A 17,021-nucleotide genomic window follows, 5' to 3' on the forward strand; every position below is an offset into this window, starting at 1 on the left:
ATGCCGGGCGTTTTTGTGTGCGTGGGTTTTATAGAGGTCGCAAAACAACTGTAGGAGCGAGCTTGCTCGCGAAGAACCCCAGGACAACGCACCGAATCAGGAAGCATGCGTTATCGTTGGCGATCTTCGCGAGCAAGCTCGCTCCTACAGGTTTACAGCGGTCAGGCCATTTCGGCCGTGGTCTCGAACTCGAAGGTCAGCTCGCCATCCTTCAGGTCGATATGCACCACGCCACCATGGTCGGAGAGCTCGCCAAACAGGATCTCTTCGGCCAGCGGCCGCTTGATCTTGTCCTGGATCAGGCGCGCCATTGGGCGGGCGCCCATTGCCGCGTCGTAGCCACCCTCGGCGATCCAACTGCGTGCCGCTTCCGTCACCTCCAGCTGTACGCGCTTGTCTTCCAACTGCGCCTGAAGCTCGGTAAGGAACTTGTCCACCACGCTCTTGATAACCTCATGACTAAGGCGACCAAACTGGATAATGGTGTCCAGACGGTTACGGAATTCCGGCGTGAAGCTCTTCTTGATCACTTCCATGGCGTCGGAAGAGTGATCCTGATGAGTAAAGCCAATGGAAGCCCGCGCAGCCGTCTCGGCACCCGCGTTGGTGGTCATGATCACGATCACGTTGCGAAAGTCCGCCTTGCGCCCGTTGTTGTCGGTCAGGGTCCCGTGATCCATGACCTGCAGCAGCAGGTTGAAGACTTCCGGGTGGGCCTTTTCGATTTCATCGAGCAGCAATACGCAGTGAGGCTGCTTGGTGATCGCCTCGGTCAACAGGCCGCCCTGGTCGAAGCCGACATAACCCGGAGGTGCACCGATCAGGCGCGACACGGTGTGCCGCTCCATGTATTCGGACATGTCGAACCGCACCAGCTCAATGCCCATGGCCTTGGCCAACTGCCGCGCAGCTTCGGTCTTGCCGACGCCGGTAGGACCGGCGAACAAGAACGAACCCACCGGTTTGTCCGGCGACTTGAGGCCGGCCCGGGACAGCTTGATCGCCGTCGACAGCGAATCAATCGCCGCATCCTGACCAAACACCGTCAACTTGAGGTCGCGCTCCAGGTTACGCAGCAGCTCCTTGTCGGAACTGGTGACGTGTTTTGGCGGAATACGCGCGATTTTCGCCACGATATCCTCGACCTGAGCCACTTCGATGCGCTTCACACGCTTCTCTACCGGCTGCAGGCGCTGGTAGGCCCCTGCTTCGTCGATCACGTCGATGGCCTTGTCCGGCATATGCCGGTCATTGATATAGCGCGACGCCAGCTCAGCGGCCGCACGCAGCGCCTCATCACTGTATTCGATGCCGTGGTGCGCTTCGAAACGGCCTTTGAGCCCACGCAGGATACCAATGGTGTCCTCCACCGATGGCTCGGACACGTCGACCTTCTGGAAGCGACGCGCCAGGGCGCGGTCTTTTTCGAAGATCCCACGAAACTCCTGGAACGTAGTCGAGCCGATGCAGCGGATATCACCGGAAGACAGCAGCGGCTTGAGCAGGTTGGACGCGTCCATCACCCCACCGGAAGCCGCACCGGCGCCAATGATGGTGTGGATTTCATCAATGAACAGGATCGCCTGGGGACGCTTTTTCAGCTCGCCAAGCAACGCCTTGAAACGCTTCTCGAAGTCGCCACGGTACTTGGTCCCGGCGAGCAGCGCCCCCAGGTCAAGGGAGTAGACGACACTGTTGGCCAGCAGGTCAGGCACCTGGTTGTCCACAATGCGCTTGGCCAGGCCTTCGGCAATCGCGGTCTTACCCACGCCAGCCTCACCCACCAGCAGCGGGTTGTTCTTGCGACGACGAGCCAGGATCTGCGCAACACGCTCAACTTCCATCTCGCGCCCAACCAGCGGATCGATCCGCCCCTGGCGCGCCAACTCATTGAGATTGCTGGCATAGGCATCCAGCGGGTTGCTTGAAGAAGAAGACTCACCACCCTCTTCGTCCTGCATATCCTGCTCACCCTCGGAGTGATCGCCATGCCCTGGCACTTTCGAGATGCCATGGGCGATGTAGTTGACGACATCAATGCGGGCAACGCTCTGCTGCTTGAGCAGGAACACCGCCTGGCTTTCCTGCTCGCTGAAGATGGCAACCAATACATTGGCGCCCGTCACTTCACGCTTGCCGGAGCTCTGCACATGGAAGACGGCACGCTGCAACACCCGCTGAAAGCCCAGGGTTGGCTGGGTCTCACGGTCCTCGTCATGCACGGGGATCAGTGGCGTGGTGGAGTCAATAAACTCTTGCAGATCATGCTTGAGCTTGTCGAGGTTGGCGCCGCACGCACGCAGAACGGTGGCGGCAGCTTCGTTATCCAAAAGTGCCAGCAGCAGGTGCTCGACGGTCATGAATTCATGACGCTTCGAACGGGCCTCCTTGAAGGCAAGATTGAGGGTGACTTCGAGCTCGCGGTTTAACATAGCTTCACCTCATACCCAAGTGGTCGGAGTTAACCGTCCTTCTCGATTTCACAGAGTAGCGGATGCTGGCTTTCCCTGGCGTACTGGTTGACCTGCATAGCCTTGGTCTCGGCGATGTCGCGGGTAAACACTCCACATACTGCCCGTCCTTCTGTATGAACGGCCAGCATTACCTTGGTCGCCAACTCGCGGTTCAGATTAAAAAACACCTCGAGTACTTCGACGACGAAATCCATCGGCGTGTAGTCATCATTGAACAAAACCACCTTGTACATCGGCGGCGCCTGTAAAGCAGGCTTGGCCTCCTGAACAGCGATGCCTGCAGAACCGTCATCGTCTTCGAGATGATCCGGGCGATCCTGATTGAATGTTAGTCGAATCTGGCTGAATGCATGCATGGAAAGAAAGGTTCGTCTGTTGTGCATTTACAGTGATGGGGGCGACCTGTCAGAAATTCAACTCCGACCGACTGGCCGCCTTGACTATCGGCAAAACGGTGTTACAACCAATAGAACCCACAGTGGGTAAAAAAGGTCCGCGCAGTCAACCTTATTTATTCGGGTTAGGACGGATAAACTGGATGATACTCCAGTGATGGAGTCTGGTGCAGAGGGATATGGGTATGTCTGGCAGCAAGATCAGTGGCAAGGTCAAATGGTTCAACAATGCCAAGGGGTACGGCTTCATTATCGAAGACGGTAAGGATGAAGACCTTTTTGCGCATTACTCAGCAATTACCATGGAGGGTTACAAAACGCTGAAAGCGGGCCAAGCAGTGTTCTTTGAGATTACCCAGGGACCCAAGGGGCTGCATGCTACCAACATCCACGCAGCGTGTGCCGCCGCCCCTGGAAAGCCCCACGAAGACAAGCACGACAAGACAGCTAAATCCGCTCATTCCAAAAAGGAACAAACGGCCTGATCCGCCACTGAGCAGATACAGCACATAAAAAAACGGCCACCCTGAGTCATCAGGATGGCCGTTTTTTATAGCCTTCGACTTACATATGCGAAATCAACGCATCGCCAAAGCCCGAAGACGACACCAGCTTGGCGCCGTCCATCAGGCGCTCGAAGTCATAGGTCACGGTCTTGGCCGAAATCGCCCCGTTGGTGCCCTTGATAATCAAGTCGGCCGCCTCGGTCCAGCCCATATGACGCAGCATCATTTCCGCCGACAGGATCAGCGAACCTGGGTTGACCTGGTCCTTACCCGCATATTTCGGCGCTGTCCCGTGGGTAGCTTCAAACATCGCCACGGTGTCGGACAGGTTGGCGCCCGGAGCAATACCGATGCCGCCCACTTCTGCCGCCAAAGCGTCAGAGAGATAGTCACCGTTGAGGTTCAGGGTGGCGATCACATCATATTCGGCCGGACGCAGCAGGATCTGCTGGAGCATGGCATCAGCAATCGCGTCCTTGACCACCACATTGCGGCCGGTACGCGGGTTCTTGAACTGCATCCACGGCCCGCCATCGAGCAGGGTCGCGCCGAACTCTTCGGCCGCCACTTCGTAGGCCCACTCCTTGAAGGCACCTTCGGTGAACTTCATGATGTTGCCTTTGTGCACGATGGTCAGCGATTCACGGTCGTTATCCACTACATATTGCAGGGCCTTACGCGCCAGGCGCTTGGTGCCCTCTTTGGAAACCGGCTTGACGCCAATCCCGCAATCCTGGTCAAAACGGATCTTGGTGACGCCCATTTCTTCCTTGAGGAACTTGATGACCTTGATGGCTTCCGGCGAACCGGCCTTCCATTCGATGCCGGCGTAAATATCCTCGGAGTTCTCACGGAAGATAGTCATGTCCACATCGCCAGGCTTCTTGACCGGGCTTGGCACACCTTCGAACCAACGCACCGGGCGCAGGCATACATACAGGTCCAGTTGCTGGCGCAGGGCCACGTTCAGCGAGCGGATACCGCCACCGACCGGCGTGGTCAGCGGGCCCTTGATGGAAACCACGTAGTCCTTGACCGCGTCCAGGGTTTCCTGGGGCAGCCAGGTGTCCTGGTCGTAAACTTGAGTGGCCTTCTCGCCGGCATACACCTCCATCCAGGAGATTTTGCGCTTGCCGCCGTAAGCCTTGTTAACAGCTGCATCGACCACCTTGATCATCACCGGGCTGATGTCGACGCCAATACCGTCACCTTCGATGAAGGGAATGATCGGGTTGTCAGGAACATTGAGAGAATGGTCTGCGTTGACGGTGATTTTGTCGCCGACTGCCGGAACCTGAATCTTCTTGTATCCCATGCTGAACTCCGTTTGTGGATTGAACATCTGGCTGTGCCCGAGCCTACTCCAGTTGAATGTGGACTGGAACCTTGCGCCCGGTACATTTGCTGCGAAAACCGTAGATTCAGTCGCCTACAACCTTGAAACAAAAGGGAAAAACGCCAAACTTGAGCACTACCTGCGACTTTAGGCGCAATCAGGTACCTGCGACCTTTAGACCAATGGACGACCCACCTTTTGTATGAAGGCTCGGCGTAAGCATAGCGACCTATGTATAATGCCGCCGCTGACCAAAGAGTCACGACGGCCGACCGCTCTATATCGAGCACCTGCGCCCGAAAAAGCCGGGTTGCCACAGCAACCCACCCGCTTGACGCTCGACTGATGCAACCCAACATCACCGCGAAGAAACATCGACATTCGGCTCATGGATGACTTTGAACGAACGCGCTCTACCCGGCGCATCTCGAGTTTCCGCGCACGCTTTTAGCAAAGAAGAGAGTTAATCCGAATATGCCCACCCGCTCGAAGATCATCTATACCTTCACCGACGAAGCTCCAGCCCTCGCCACCTATTCACTGCTGCCTATCGTAGAGGCTTTCACCGCTTCCGCTGATATTGAAGTGGAAACCCGCGATATCTCCCTCGCAGGGCGCATCCTCGCAAGCTTCCCCGAGCAACTGGGCACCAAGGCTGTTGCGGACCACCTCGCCGAACTGGGCGCCCTGGCCGTTACCCCTGAAGCCAATATCATCAAGCTGCCGAACATCAGCGCCTCGACCCCGCAGCTGCAAGCCGCGATCAAGGAACTGCAGGCCCAGGGCTACGCCCTGCCGGACTACCCGGAAACCGTAACCACCGACGCGGAAAAAGAAACCCGTGCACGTTACGACAAGGTCAAGGGCAGCGCCGTAAACCCGGTCCTGCGCGAAGGCAACTCTGACCGCCGCGCCCCACTGTCGGTCAAGAACTACGCTCGCAAGCACCCGCACAAAATGGGCGCCTGGGCTGCTGACTCCAAGTCCCACGTGGCTCACATGAGCAACGGCGACTTCTACGGCAGCGAAAAAGCCGTGCAGATCGAAGCAGCCGATGCTGTCAAAATCGAGCTGGTCGGCAAGGATGGCAGCACCACCGTCCTGAAAGAAAAGACTTCCGCACTGGCCGGCGAGATCCTCGACAGCGCCGTGCTGAGCAAGAACGCCCTGCGCGCGTTCATTGCCGCCGAGATCGAAGACGCCAAGAAACAAGGCGTGTTGCTGTCGGTCCACCTCAAAGCCACCATGATGAAGGTCTCCGACCCGATCATGTTCGGCCAGATCGTTGCCGAGTTCTATAAAGATGCCCTGGCCAAGCACGCTACCGTGCTGGAACAGATCGGCTTCAACCTGAACAACGGCATCGGCGACCTGTACGCTCGCATCAAGGCCCTGCCTAGCGATCAGCAAGCGCAGATCGAAGCGGATATCCAGGCGGTCTACGCCGCTCGCCCATCGCTTGCGATGGTCAACTCCGACAAAGGCATCACCAACCTGCACGTGCCGAGCGACGTGATCGTCGACGCCTCGATGCCAGCCATGATCCGTGACTCCGGCAAGATGTGGGGCACCGACGGCCAACTGCATGACACCAAGGCCGTGATCCCGGATCGCTGCTACGCCACCATCTACCAGGCGGTCATCGAAGACTGCAAGGCCAATGGCGCCTTCGACCCAACCACCATGGGCAGCGTGCCAAACGTTGGCCTGATGGCGAAGAAAGCCGAAGAGTACGGCTCCCACGACAAGACGTTCCAGATCAAGGCTGACGGCGTAGTCCGCGTCACCGACAGCAAGGGCAACCTGCTGATGGAACAGTCGGTTGAAGCCGGCGATATCTTCCGCATGTGCCAGACCAAAGACGCGCCGATCCAGGATTGGGTCAAACTGGCCGTCAACCGCGCCCGCGCCAGCAACACGCCAGCCATCTTCTGGCTGGACCCGCTGCGCGCCCACGACGGCGTAGTGGTCGAGAAAGTTCAGGCCTACCTGAAAGACCACAACACCGAAGGCCTGGATATCCGCATCATGTCGCCGGTCGACGCGATGAAGTTCACCCTGGAACGCACCCGCAAGGGCCTGGACACCATCTCGGTGACCGGCAACGTACTGCGCGACTACCTGACTGACCTGTTCCCGATCATGGAACTGGGCACCAGCGCCAAGATGCTGTCGATCGTGCCGCTGATGAACGGTGGCGGCCTGTTCGAAACCGGCGCCGGCGGCTCGGCTCCAAAGCACGTGCAGCAACTGCTGGAAGAAAACTTCCTGCGTTGGGACTCCCTGGGCGAGTTCCTGGCCCTGGCCGCCTCCCTTGAGCATTTGGGTGTGAACTACAACAACCCGAAAGCCCTGGTACTGTCCAAGACCCTGGACCAGGCCACCGGCCAGTTCCTCGACAACAACAAGTCGCCATCGCGCAAAGTCGGCAACATCGACAACCGCGGCAGCCACTTCTACCTGGCGCTGTACTGGGCACAGGCCCTGGCCGCCCAGACTGAAGATACCGCGCTGCAGGCGCAGTTCGCTCAACTGGCAAAAACCCTGGCCGAGAACGAAGCAACCATCGTTGCCGAACTCAACGCCGTACAGGGCAAGCCAGTGGACATCGGCGGCTACTACGCGCCGAACCCAGAGCTGACCAGCAAGGCTATGCGCCCGAGCACTACCCTCAATGCCGCGATTGCTGCATTGAAGTAAGGCTGTAAGGATATAAAGAAACCCCGGCCCCGCGCCGGGGTTTCTCTTTGTGCCAGCACCGTTTTCACTGAAGAAACCCAATCAAAATGTGGGAGCGGGCTTGCTCGCGAAAGCGCTAGCTCAGCCAATACATCCGGCGGCTCAAATACCGCCATCGCGAGCAAGCCCGCTCCCACACTGACCGCGTCACACCCTGAATCGAGGCGTTCAAATGACCTGGCAACCCCACATCACCGTCGCCACCATCGTCGAAGACAACGGTCGCTTCCTGATGGTCGAAGAGCTCAAGGGCGGCCGCGCCGTGCTCAACCAGCCCGCCGGGCACCTCGACCCGCACGAAACCCTGACCGAAGCCGCCGTGCGCGAAACCCTTGAAGAAACCGGCTGGGACGTCGAAGCCACCGGCATCGTCGGTATCTACCTGTACACCGCCCCCAGCAATGGCGTGACTTACCAGCGAGTCTGCTTCATTGCCAAAGCCCTGAAACACCACCCGGACTATCAGCTCGACGAAGGCATCGTGCGCGCTCGCTGGCTGACCCGTGACGAACTGATGGCTGCACGCGACGACTGGCGTAGCGAGCTGATCATCCGCTGTATCGATGACTATTTGGCCGGCCAGCGCCACAGTCTCGAACTGATCCGCCCTTCTCTTTAGCCTTGAGGGCGCGAGCCTGCTAGAATCGCGTCCTTTTTCAAGACACCCGTTGAAATCCTATGCGTGATCCAGCCCCTTCTGACACACAAAAGAAGCGCGTCATCGTCGGTATGTCCGGCGGCGTGGATTCTTCCGTTTCCGCCGTTCTGCTCATGGAGCAGGGTTATGAGGTGGAAGGCCTGTTCATGAAGAACTGGGAAGAAGACGATGGAACGGAATACTGCACCGCCATGGACGACCTGGCCGATGCCCAGGCCGTCTGCGACAAGATTGGCATCAAGCTGCACACCGCCAACTTCGCCGCCGAGTACTGGGACAATGTGTTCGAGCACTTCCTGGCCGAATACAAGGCCGGCCGCACGCCGAACCCGGACATCCTGTGCAACCGGGAAATCAAGTTCAAGGCGTTCCTCGACTACGCCATGATCCTCGGTGCCGACCTGATTGCCACTGGCCACTATGTGCGCCGCCGCGATATCGATGGCCGCACCGAATTGCTCAAGGGCCTGGACCCAAACAAGGACCAGAGCTACTTCCTGCATGCCGTCGGTGGTGAACAGATCGCCAAGACCCTGTTCCCGGTAGGCGAACTGGAAAAGCCCGAAGTGCGCAAGATCGCCGAGAAACACGGCCTGGCCACCGCCAAGAAGAAGGACTCCACGGGGATCTGCTTTATCGGCGAGCGTCGCTTCAGCGACTTTCTCAAGCAGTACCTGCCGGCCCAGCCGGGCGAGATCAAGACCACCGAAGGCGAAGTCATCGGCCGTCACCACGGCCTGATGTACCACACCATCGGCCAGCGCCAAGGCCTGGGCATCGGCGGCCTGAAAGACGCCGGTGAAGAGCCGTGGTACGTGTTGGTCAAGGACCTGGAAAATAATGTGCTGATCGTCGGCCAGGGCAACGAGCATCCGTTATTGTTCTCCGGCGCGCTGCTGGCCTCGGAGATCTATTGGGTCAACCCGATCGACCTGAGCACCCCGCGCCGCCTGACCGCCAAGGTGCGCTATCGCCAAAGCGACCAGCCCTGCACCCTGGAAAGGACTGCCAGCGGCTACCGTGCCACGTTCGATGATCCACAACGTGCGGTCACGCCCGGCCAGTCCGTGGTGTTCTACGACGGTGAGATCTGCCTGGGGGGCGGCGTGATTGAAGTCGCCGAACCCTGGAGCAACCCGGCATGAACCCGACCCAGGAGCAATTGACGGCATTGGGCGGGGTCTTCCTCGCCGCAGTGCTAGTAGACAAAATCGCCAAGACCGGCCAGGTGACCGAGGCTGGGCTGACCTGCATGCTCGGCAGCCTGCTGGTGGTTGATCCGAAGGACACCCTGGACGTGTACGGCGGCGACGACCTGAGCCTGCGCGAAGGTTATCGGGCCCTGATCGGTGCGCTCGAGCGCGACCCCAGCACCTTGCAGCGTGAGCCGCTGCGCTACGCCTTGTCGATGCTCGGCCTTGAGCGGCAACTGGCCAAGCGCGGCGACCTGCTGGAAACCATCGGCAAGCGCCTGCCGCAGATCCAGTCCCAGGTCGAGCACTTCGGCCCGGCCCACGAGAACGTGATCGCCGCCTGTGGCGCCTTGTACCAAGACACCTTGAGCACTCTGCGCCAACGGATCCAAGTCCACGGCGACATGCGCAACCTGCAACAACCCAACAACGCCTCGAAAATCCGTGCCCTGCTCCTGGCCGGTATTCGTTCGGCGCGCTTATGGCGCCAGTTGGGCGGTCATCGTTGGCAGTTGGTCATCAGCCGTCGCAAATTGCTCAAAGAGCTTTACCCGTTGATGCGCAACGAATAAGTCGCAGCCACGGGCTATTTTCAAGCCGTTACGCGTAATACGCCGGTCAGTTGGCAACGGACCGGCGGATTTTTTCATGTATGATACGCGCCCCATTTCGTTGCCCGACTGTCCGAGAACACCCCATGCAGCTCTCTTCGCTCACTGCGGTTTCCCCTGTTGACGGCCGCTACGCCGGCAAAACCCAGGCCCTGCGCCCTATTTTCAGCGAATACGGCCTGATCCGTGCTCGTGTACTGGTTGAAGTGCGCTGGCTCCAGCGCCTGGCCGCTCACCCTGCCATCAGCGAAGTGCCGGCGTTCTCCGCCGAGGCTAACGCTGTACTGAACACCCTGGCGGAAAACTTCTCCCTGGAGCACGCAGAGCGTGTGAAAGAGATCGAGCGCACCACCAACCACGACGTCAAAGCCATCGAGTACCTGCTCAAAGAGCAAGCGGCCAAGTTGCCGGAACTGGCCCAGGTCAGCGAATTCATCCACTTTGCCTGCACCAGTGAGGACATCAACAACCTGTCCCACGCCCTGATGCTGCGTGAAGGCCGTGATGACGTGATGCTGCCGCTGATGCGCCAGACCGCCAACGCCATCCGCGAACTGGCCATCCGCTTCGCCGACGTGCCGATGCTGTCGCGCACCCACGGCCAACCGGCTTCGCCGACCACCCTGGGCAAAGAACTGGCCAACGTGGTGTACCGCCTGGAGCGTCAGATCGCTCAAGTGGCCGCCGTGCCATTGCTGGGCAAGATCAACGGCGCCGTAGGCAACTACAACGCTCACCTGTCGGCCTACCCTGAGATCGACTGGGAAGCCAACGCCCGCGCCTTCATCGAAGACGAGCTGGGCCTGGGCTTCAACCCGTACACCACGCAGATCGAACCCCACGACTACATTGCCGAGCTGTTCGACGCCATTGCGCGCTTCAACACCATCCTGATCGACTTCGATCGCGATATCTGGGGCTATATCTCCCTGGGCTACTTCAAGCAGCGCACCATTGCGGGCGAAATCGGCTCGTCGACCATGCCGCACAAGGTCAACCCGATCGACTTCGAAAACTCCGAAGGCAACCTGGGTATCGCCAACGCTCTGTTCCAGCACCTGGCCAGCAAGTTGCCGATCTCCCGCTGGCAGCGCGACCTGACCGACTCCACCGTATTGCGCAACCTCGGCGTGGGCTTTGCCCATAGCGTGATCGCGTACGAAGCTAGCCTCAAAGGCATCAGCAAACTGGAACTCAACGCGCAGAAAATCGCCGCTGACCTGGACGCTTGCTGGGAAGTCCTGGCCGAGCCGATCCAGACCGTAATGCGCCGCTACAACATCGAAAACCCGTACGAAAAGCTGAAAGAGTTGACACGCGGCAAGGGTATCAGCCCCGAGGCGCTGCAAACTTTCATCGACGGCCTGGACATGCCAGCCGCGGCCAAGGCCGAGCTGAAATTGCTGACCCCGGCCAACTACATCGGCAACGCTGTAGACCAAGCCAAACGTATCTGATTGCGGCTTGACCCCTTGAGACGCCCGGCAGCGCCGGGCGTTTTCATTCCCGTCTGAAAAGTGCTTTTTTTTCAATAGGTTACACATGAATCCTGATATTCCTCTTCAACTTCTGGGCGGCATCACGGCACGGGAATTCCTGCGCGACTACTGGCAGAAAAAACCGCTGCTGATCCGCCAGGCCATCCCTGATTTCGAAAGCCCGATCGATGCCGACGAACTGGCCGGCCTGGCGCTGGAAGAAGAAGTCGAGTCGCGCCTGGTGATCGAGCACGGCGAGCGCCCATGGGAACTGCGCCGCGGCCCGTTTGCCGAAGATGCCTTCAGCACCCTGCCCGAGCGCGAGTGGACCCTGCTGGTACAGGCAGTCGACCAGTTCGTACCGGAAGTGGCCGAGTTGCTGGAGCAGTTCCGCTTCCTGCCCAGCTGGCGCATCGACGACGTAATGATCAGCTTTGCCGCCCCCGGCGGCAGCGTAGGTCCACACTTCGATAACTACGACGTGTTCCTGCTGCAAGCCCAGGGCAAGCGCAACTGGAAGATCGGCCAGATGTGCAGTTCGGAAAGCCCGATGCTGCAGCACGCGGATCTGCGCATCCTCGCCGAATTCGAAGAGAGCGCCGAATGGGTGCTGGAACCGGGCGACATGCTTTACCTGCCGCCGCGCCTGGCACACTTCGGCATCGCTGAAGATGACTGCATGACCTACTCGGTAGGTTTCCGCGCGCCGAGCGCCGCCGAAGTGCTGACCCACTTCACCGACTTCCTCAGCCAGTACCTGACGGATGAAGAGCGCTACACCGACGCCGACGCCCAGCCTGTCAGCGACCCGCACCAAATCCAGAGCGATGCCCTCGACCGCCTGAAAAGCCTGCTGGCCGAGCACATGAGCGACGAGCGCATGCTGCTGACCTGGTTCGGCCAATTCATGACCGAGCCGCGCTACCCGGAACTGGTCGCTGGCCCCGAAGAACTGGCGCAGGATGAAGTGATCAGCAGCCTGGAAGACGGTGCAGTGCTGATCCGCAATCCGAGCGCGCGCCTGGCCTGGTCGGAAGTGGACGACGACGTATTGCTGTTCGCCAGCGGCCAGAGCCGTTACCTGCCAGGCAAACTGCGCGAACTGCTGAAGTTGATCTGCGCGGCCGATGCCCTGCACGTCGACAACCTGGGTCCGTGGCTGGCCGATGAAGATGGCCGCGACCTGCTGTGCGAACTGGTCAAGCAAGGAAGCCTGGGGTTTGCCGATGAATAAAATTCACGTAAGTGTCGCAGACTGGCAAAAGGATATCGCCGAGATCCGGCGCATTCGTGAAGCGGTATTTATCGCTGAGCAATCGGTTCCACCTGAGCTGGAGTGGGACGCAGACGACGCCGGAGCCATGCACTTCCTCGCGTTCGAAGGCGACTTTCCCATTGGGACTGCGCGCCTGCTGCCCAGCGGCGAGATCGGGCGCGTGTCGGTCCTCAAGGACTGGCGCGGGCTGAAGGTCGGCGACAAGCTGATGGAAGCGGTGATTGGCCAGGCCGAGAAACGCGGTCAGAGCCGCCAGTTCCTCAGCGCGCAGGTGTATGCCGCACCGTTCTATGAGCGGCTGGGGTTCAAGATTGTCAGCGAGGAATTCCTGGAAGTCGGGATTCCCCATGTGGATATGGAGCGCGAGGGCTGATCCGAGTCCGAGTCGCTGCTCCCACACTTGGAATGTAGATTCCTGTGGGAGCTGGCGAGCGGGCTTGGTATTGCAAGCGGGCTTGCTGTGGCGAGCGGGCTTGCCCCGCGCTGGGCTGCGTAGCAGCCCCCCCTCAACAGACGCCGAGTTCTTCCTGAAAGAACTCGGCGTTTTTATTGGGGCTGCTACGCAGCCCAGCGCGGGGCAAGCCCGCTCGCCACAACAAGCCGGCACCCTACTGCATGCTGGCCCCTACTCCATACCCACTCATCACAACAATCTGCTGCCAGCCAGGACGATAAACTGGCACCATCAAGCCCAAATGACTCGCAGAGATAACGGACATGTCCCTACGCACACTGCTCACCGCCCTACTGCTATCCGCCAGTTTCACGGCGATGGCAGCCACCGAAGTCCTCCCCCTGAACAACCGCACCAGCGCCGACCTGCTGCCGGTCGCGCAGAATTTCATTGGCAAGGACGGCACTGTCAGCGCCTACGGCAATCAACTGATCGTCAATGCCGAGCCCGACAAGATCCAGGGCCTGCGCGCCCTGCTCGCACAGCTGGACACTCCATCCAAGCGCTTGCTGATCACTGTCGACACCAACGAAAACAATCAGCAGACCAACCGTCAGGTCATCACCTACAGCACCGAAAGCCGAGACGGTGGGATCCAGCAGATCCAGGCCAGCGAAGGTGTGCCCGCGCTGATTCAGGTCGGCCAAAGCGTGCCACTGACCACCACCCAACCCGACGCCTACGGCCGCCCGCAGAACCAGACCCAGTACCGCAACGTCACCCAGGGCTTCTACGTCACCGCCAGCGTCACCGGCGAGACCGTGCACCTGAGCATCAGCACCAATCGTGACCGTATGAGCCAGGAGCGTCCCGATGTAGTGAATGTGCAAAGTACCGACACAACCGTCAGCGGACGCCTGGGCGAGTGGATCACCTTGGCCGGTATCAATCGCCAGACCCAGGCCGACAAACAGGGCGCTACCCGCACCTACTCGACCCAGGGCCGGGATGACCTGACTTTGCGTGTCAAAGTCGACACCATGAACTGAAGCACCAAAAACTGACTGATTAGTCGTATTAGACCAAAGATGTAGTGCTATAAAAAAAGCACTACAAAACATTTGACGATCCAAAAAAGCATGGGCATGATGGCCTCGCTCCCGCTAATCAGGGGCCCTGGCAAGGGCCTTCGGATCGTCGCTCTAAGCTACCCACCTGAGCCGATTCGTGTCTGTACTGCCCACAAGGCGTGTTTGACGAGGTTGCGACTGGAACGAAGTTGTCCCGAGGGACGGAAGCTAACCAGGTAACCCGGCAACACACTGATGGATCGTACCAAGGCCCACGACGCCCGAAGACTGTTCTCGGTTCGCCTCTACCTGCTCACTTTCTCCCTTGAGCCTATCGTTCATCCCGTCGCCTTCCCCGCCAAGCCCACCTTGACCGCCTAAGCTTCTGGTCAGCGAGCAGCCAATCCCACGCACTGAATACGTGGCTGGCAAACGGAATTTTCAACCCAGTAGTTTTTCCACAAAAGACGCGACGAGGTTTTTCCCCATGGCACTGACACGCGAACAGCAAATTGCAGCCCTTGAAAAAGACTGGGCTGAAAACCCACGCTGGAAAGGCGTGACTCGCGCTTACTCCGCTGCTGACGTCGTCCGCCTGCGCGGCTCGGTTCAACCTGAGCACACCTTTGCAAAACTGGGCGCCGAGAAGCTGTGGAAGCTGGTTACCCAGGGCGCCAAGCCGTCCTTCCGTCCCGAGAAAGATTTCGTCAACTGCATGGGTGCCCTGACCGGCGGCCAGGCGGTGCAACAAGTCAAGGCCGGTATCCAGGCGATCTACCTGTCCGGCTGGCAAGTGGCTGCGGACAACAACTCCGCCGAGTCCATGTACCCCGACCAATCGCTGTACCCAGTGGACTCCGTGCCAACCGTGGTCAAGCGCATCAACAACTCGTTCCGCCGCGCCGACCAGATCCAGTGGAAAGCCGGTAAAGGTCCGGGCGACGAAGGCTACATCGACTACTTCGCGCCAATCGTGGCCGACGCTGAGGCTGGTTTTGGTGGCGTACTGAACGCCTACGAGCTGATGAAAAGCATGATCGAGGCAGGCGCCGCCGGCGTGCACTTCGAAGACCAACTGGCTTCCGTGAAAAAATGCGGCCACATGGGCGGCAAGGTACTGGTTCCGACCCAGGAAGCCGTACAGAAGCTGACCGCTGCCCGCCTGGCCGCTGACGTTGCCGGTACGCCGACCATCATCCTGGCCCGTACCGACGCCAACGCCGCTGACCTGCTGACTTCGGACTGCGATCCGTACGACCAGCCGTTTGTGACTGGCGAGCGCACCCAGGAAGGTTTCTACAAGGTTCGTGCAGGCCTGGACCAAGCAATTGCCCGCGGCCTGGCCTACGCGCCGTACGCCGACCTGATCTGGTGCGAAACCGCCAAGCCAGACCTGGACGAAGCCCGTCGCTTCGCCGAGGCGATCAAGAAGGAATACCCGGACCAACTGCTGTCGTACAACTGCTCGCCTTCCTTCAACTGGAAGAAAAACCTGGACGACGCGACCATCGCCAAGTTCCAGCGCGAACTGTCCGCCATGGGCTACAAGCACCAGTTCATCACCCTGGCCGGCATTCACAACATGTGGCACAGCATGTTCAACCTGGCGCACGACTACGCCCGCAACGACATGACTGCCTACGTGAAGCTGCAAGAGCAGGAATTCGCTGACGCCGCCAAAGGCTACACCTTCGTGGCGCACCAGCAGGAAGTGGGCACTGGCTACTTCGACGACATGACCACCGTGATCCAGGGCGGCACCTCGTCCGTGACCGCGCTGACCGGTTCGACCGAAGAAGAACAGTTTCACTAAGTCACTGAGTACACGGCCATTGCGGGTCCGATAGAAAGCTAACCGCAGTGCCGCACGATCTGACGCCCCGACTGGTTCGGGGCGTTTTTTTGCCCCTGAGAAAACCCTCCCGTCCCTGCGAAGATCAAAATGTGGGAGCGGGCTTGCTCGCGAAAAAGGTGTGTCAGCCAACCGTTTCTTGGCTGATGATCCGCTTTCGCGAGCAAGCCCGCTCCCACAATAAAAATGCGGCTAGCCTGATGTTTTTTGCGCAAAACCTTGATCCAGAGCGGTATTCGTTCAGGAAAAATCAGTTAAAAGTTGCGCGCTGGCAACTTGCGCCAAACGGGCAAGTAACAGCAACTTCCCCCGCGACGCACTCAACACCCGCTTAAAACTCCCGCAAACAGTATTCATTATCATTTAGAGCAACAAAACATCGTTACACAGCAAACAAAACATATTTGATGAAAATCAAGCTAATGCCCGCAGCGTCTGGGCTACAGCCCCATAAAGGTGCACTATGTCCTTCTTTCGGCGAATAATTTAGCTACAGGAATTTTACTTGCTAGGTGTTTAGCCATAAAATCACCGCGATTGATTGCGCTGCGACATATCGTCACTGCGTCGTTACTTTTTCGAGCTCAGAGACCTTTGCTCTCTGTTAAGGATTTCCAGCATGACCGAAGCGACAGGACTCATGGCCCACAACTGGGGCTTTGCCATTTTCCTCCTCGGTGTTGTCGGCCTCTGTGCCTTCATGCTTGGCGTTTCCAGCCTCCTCGGGTCAAAAGCCTGGGGCCGCAGCAAAAACGAACCGTTCGAGTCCGGCATGCTACCTACAGGTGGCGCCCGCTTGCGGCTCTCAGCCAAATTCTATCTGGTCGCGATGCTGTTCGTGATCTTCGATATCGAAGCCCTCTTTCTCTTTGCCTGGTCTGTGTCCGTCCGCGAAAGCGGCTGGACCGGATTCGTCGAAGCTCTCGTTTTCATAGCAATTCTGTTGGCAGGTCTTGTCTACCTGTTCCGAGTGGGCGCCCTTGACTGGGCTCCGGAAGCTCGTCGCAAGCGGCAAGCGAAGCTGAAACAATGAGGCTTT

The 17,021-nt window shown here is 59.1% G+C and carries 15 protein-coding genes; 12 read left to right on the plus strand and 3 right to left on the minus strand.

What is annotated here, in order from left to right:
- Positions 1–161: 161 nt before the first annotated feature.
- Positions 162–2,432, minus strand: a complete 2,271-nt coding sequence (gene clpA / locus JTY93_RS15755; protein ID WP_169993181.1) for an ATP-dependent Clp protease ATP-binding subunit ClpA — start codon at positions 2,430–2,432, stop codon at positions 162–164.
- 29 nt (positions 2,433–2,461) lie between these two features.
- Positions 2,462–2,830 carry an ATP-dependent Clp protease adapter ClpS gene (clpS, locus tag JTY93_RS15760; RefSeq protein WP_029293391.1) on the minus strand — a complete coding sequence of 123 codons (369 nt, stop codon included), beginning with the start codon at positions 2,828–2,830 and terminating at the stop codon, positions 2,462–2,464.
- A 224-nt stretch (positions 2,831–3,054) separates the two neighbouring features.
- On the opposite strand from clpS, the gene cspD reads away from it, so the two are divergent.
- Positions 3,055–3,354: a cold shock domain-containing protein CspD gene (gene cspD, locus JTY93_RS15765; protein WP_205475760.1), complete on the plus strand. Its 300-nt coding sequence runs from the start codon at positions 3,055–3,057 to the stop codon at positions 3,352–3,354.
- A 79-nt stretch (positions 3,355–3,433) separates the two neighbouring features.
- On the opposite strand, the gene icd is transcribed toward cspD, so the two are convergent.
- A complete protein-coding gene (gene icd / locus JTY93_RS15770; RefSeq protein ID WP_169993185.1) occupies positions 3,434–4,690 on the minus strand; it encodes an NADP-dependent isocitrate dehydrogenase in 1,257 nt (418 codons plus the stop codon).
- Positions 4,691–5,185: 495 nt separating this feature from the next.
- On the opposite strand from icd, the gene JTY93_RS15775 reads away from it, so the two are divergent.
- The 11 genes from JTY93_RS15775 to JTY93_RS15825 all read left to right on the plus strand — a co-directional run bounded on the left by JTY93_RS15775 (position 5,186) and on the right by JTY93_RS15825 (position 17,015).
- Positions 5,186–7,411, plus strand: coding sequence for an NADP-dependent isocitrate dehydrogenase (locus JTY93_RS15775; protein ID WP_205475758.1), 2,226 nt, complete (start codon positions 5,186–5,188; stop codon positions 7,409–7,411).
- 211 nt (positions 7,412–7,622) lie between these two features.
- Positions 7,623–8,069 carry an NUDIX hydrolase gene (locus JTY93_RS15780; RefSeq protein ID WP_205475756.1) on the plus strand — a complete coding sequence of 149 codons (447 nt, stop codon included), beginning with the start codon at positions 7,623–7,625 and terminating at the stop codon, positions 8,067–8,069.
- A gap of 59 nt (positions 8,070–8,128) precedes the next feature.
- Positions 8,129–9,253, plus strand: coding sequence for a tRNA 2-thiouridine(34) synthase MnmA (gene mnmA / locus JTY93_RS15785; protein WP_205475754.1), 1,125 nt, complete (start codon positions 8,129–8,131; stop codon positions 9,251–9,253).
- Positions 9,250–9,873, plus strand: coding sequence for a high frequency lysogenization protein HflD (hflD, locus tag JTY93_RS15790; RefSeq protein WP_169993193.1), 624 nt, complete (start codon positions 9,250–9,252; stop codon positions 9,871–9,873). Before mnmA ends, hflD begins: the two co-directional genes overlap by 4 nt.
- A gap of 125 nt (positions 9,874–9,998) precedes the next feature.
- Positions 9,999–11,369, plus strand: coding sequence for an adenylosuccinate lyase (purB, locus tag JTY93_RS15795; protein ID WP_029293372.1), 1,371 nt, complete (start codon positions 9,999–10,001; stop codon positions 11,367–11,369).
- Positions 11,370–11,454: 85 nt separating this feature from the next.
- The gene (locus tag JTY93_RS15800; RefSeq protein ID WP_205475752.1) at positions 11,455–12,624 is read left to right on the plus strand and encodes a ribosomal protein uL16 3-hydroxylase; all 1,170 of its coding nucleotides are present in this window, start codon (positions 11,455–11,457) and stop codon (positions 12,622–12,624) included.
- Positions 12,617–13,039, plus strand: coding sequence for a GNAT family N-acetyltransferase (locus JTY93_RS15805; RefSeq protein WP_205475750.1), 423 nt, complete (start codon positions 12,617–12,619; stop codon positions 13,037–13,039). Before JTY93_RS15800 ends, JTY93_RS15805 begins: the two co-directional genes overlap by 8 nt.
- 344 nt (positions 13,040–13,383) lie before the next feature.
- Entirely contained in the window at positions 13,384–14,109 is a 726-nt protein-coding gene (locus JTY93_RS15810) for a secretin N-terminal domain-containing protein (protein WP_205478271.1), read from the plus strand.
- A 508-nt stretch (positions 14,110–14,617) separates the two neighbouring features.
- Positions 14,618–15,943 carry an isocitrate lyase gene (aceA, locus tag JTY93_RS15815; RefSeq protein ID WP_003219577.1) on the plus strand — a complete coding sequence of 442 codons (1,326 nt, stop codon included), beginning with the start codon at positions 14,618–14,620 and terminating at the stop codon, positions 15,941–15,943.
- Positions 15,944–16,086: 143 nt separating this feature from the next.
- On the plus strand, positions 16,087–16,317 hold the full coding sequence (locus JTY93_RS15820; RefSeq protein WP_205518882.1) for a hypothetical protein: 231 nt from the start codon (positions 16,087–16,089) through the stop codon (positions 16,315–16,317).
- Positions 16,318–16,601: 284 nt separating this feature from the next.
- Positions 16,602–17,015 (plus strand): NADH-quinone oxidoreductase subunit A, encoded by a 414-nt coding sequence (locus JTY93_RS15825; protein WP_003219575.1) that lies wholly within the window; start codon positions 16,602–16,604, stop codon positions 17,013–17,015.
- Positions 17,016–17,021: the final 6 nt, after the last annotated feature.

The organism is Pseudomonas hygromyciniae (assembly GCF_016925675.1).
GTDB classification, from domain to species: Bacteria; Pseudomonadota; Gammaproteobacteria; order Pseudomonadales; family Pseudomonadaceae; genus Aquipseudomonas; species Aquipseudomonas hygromyciniae.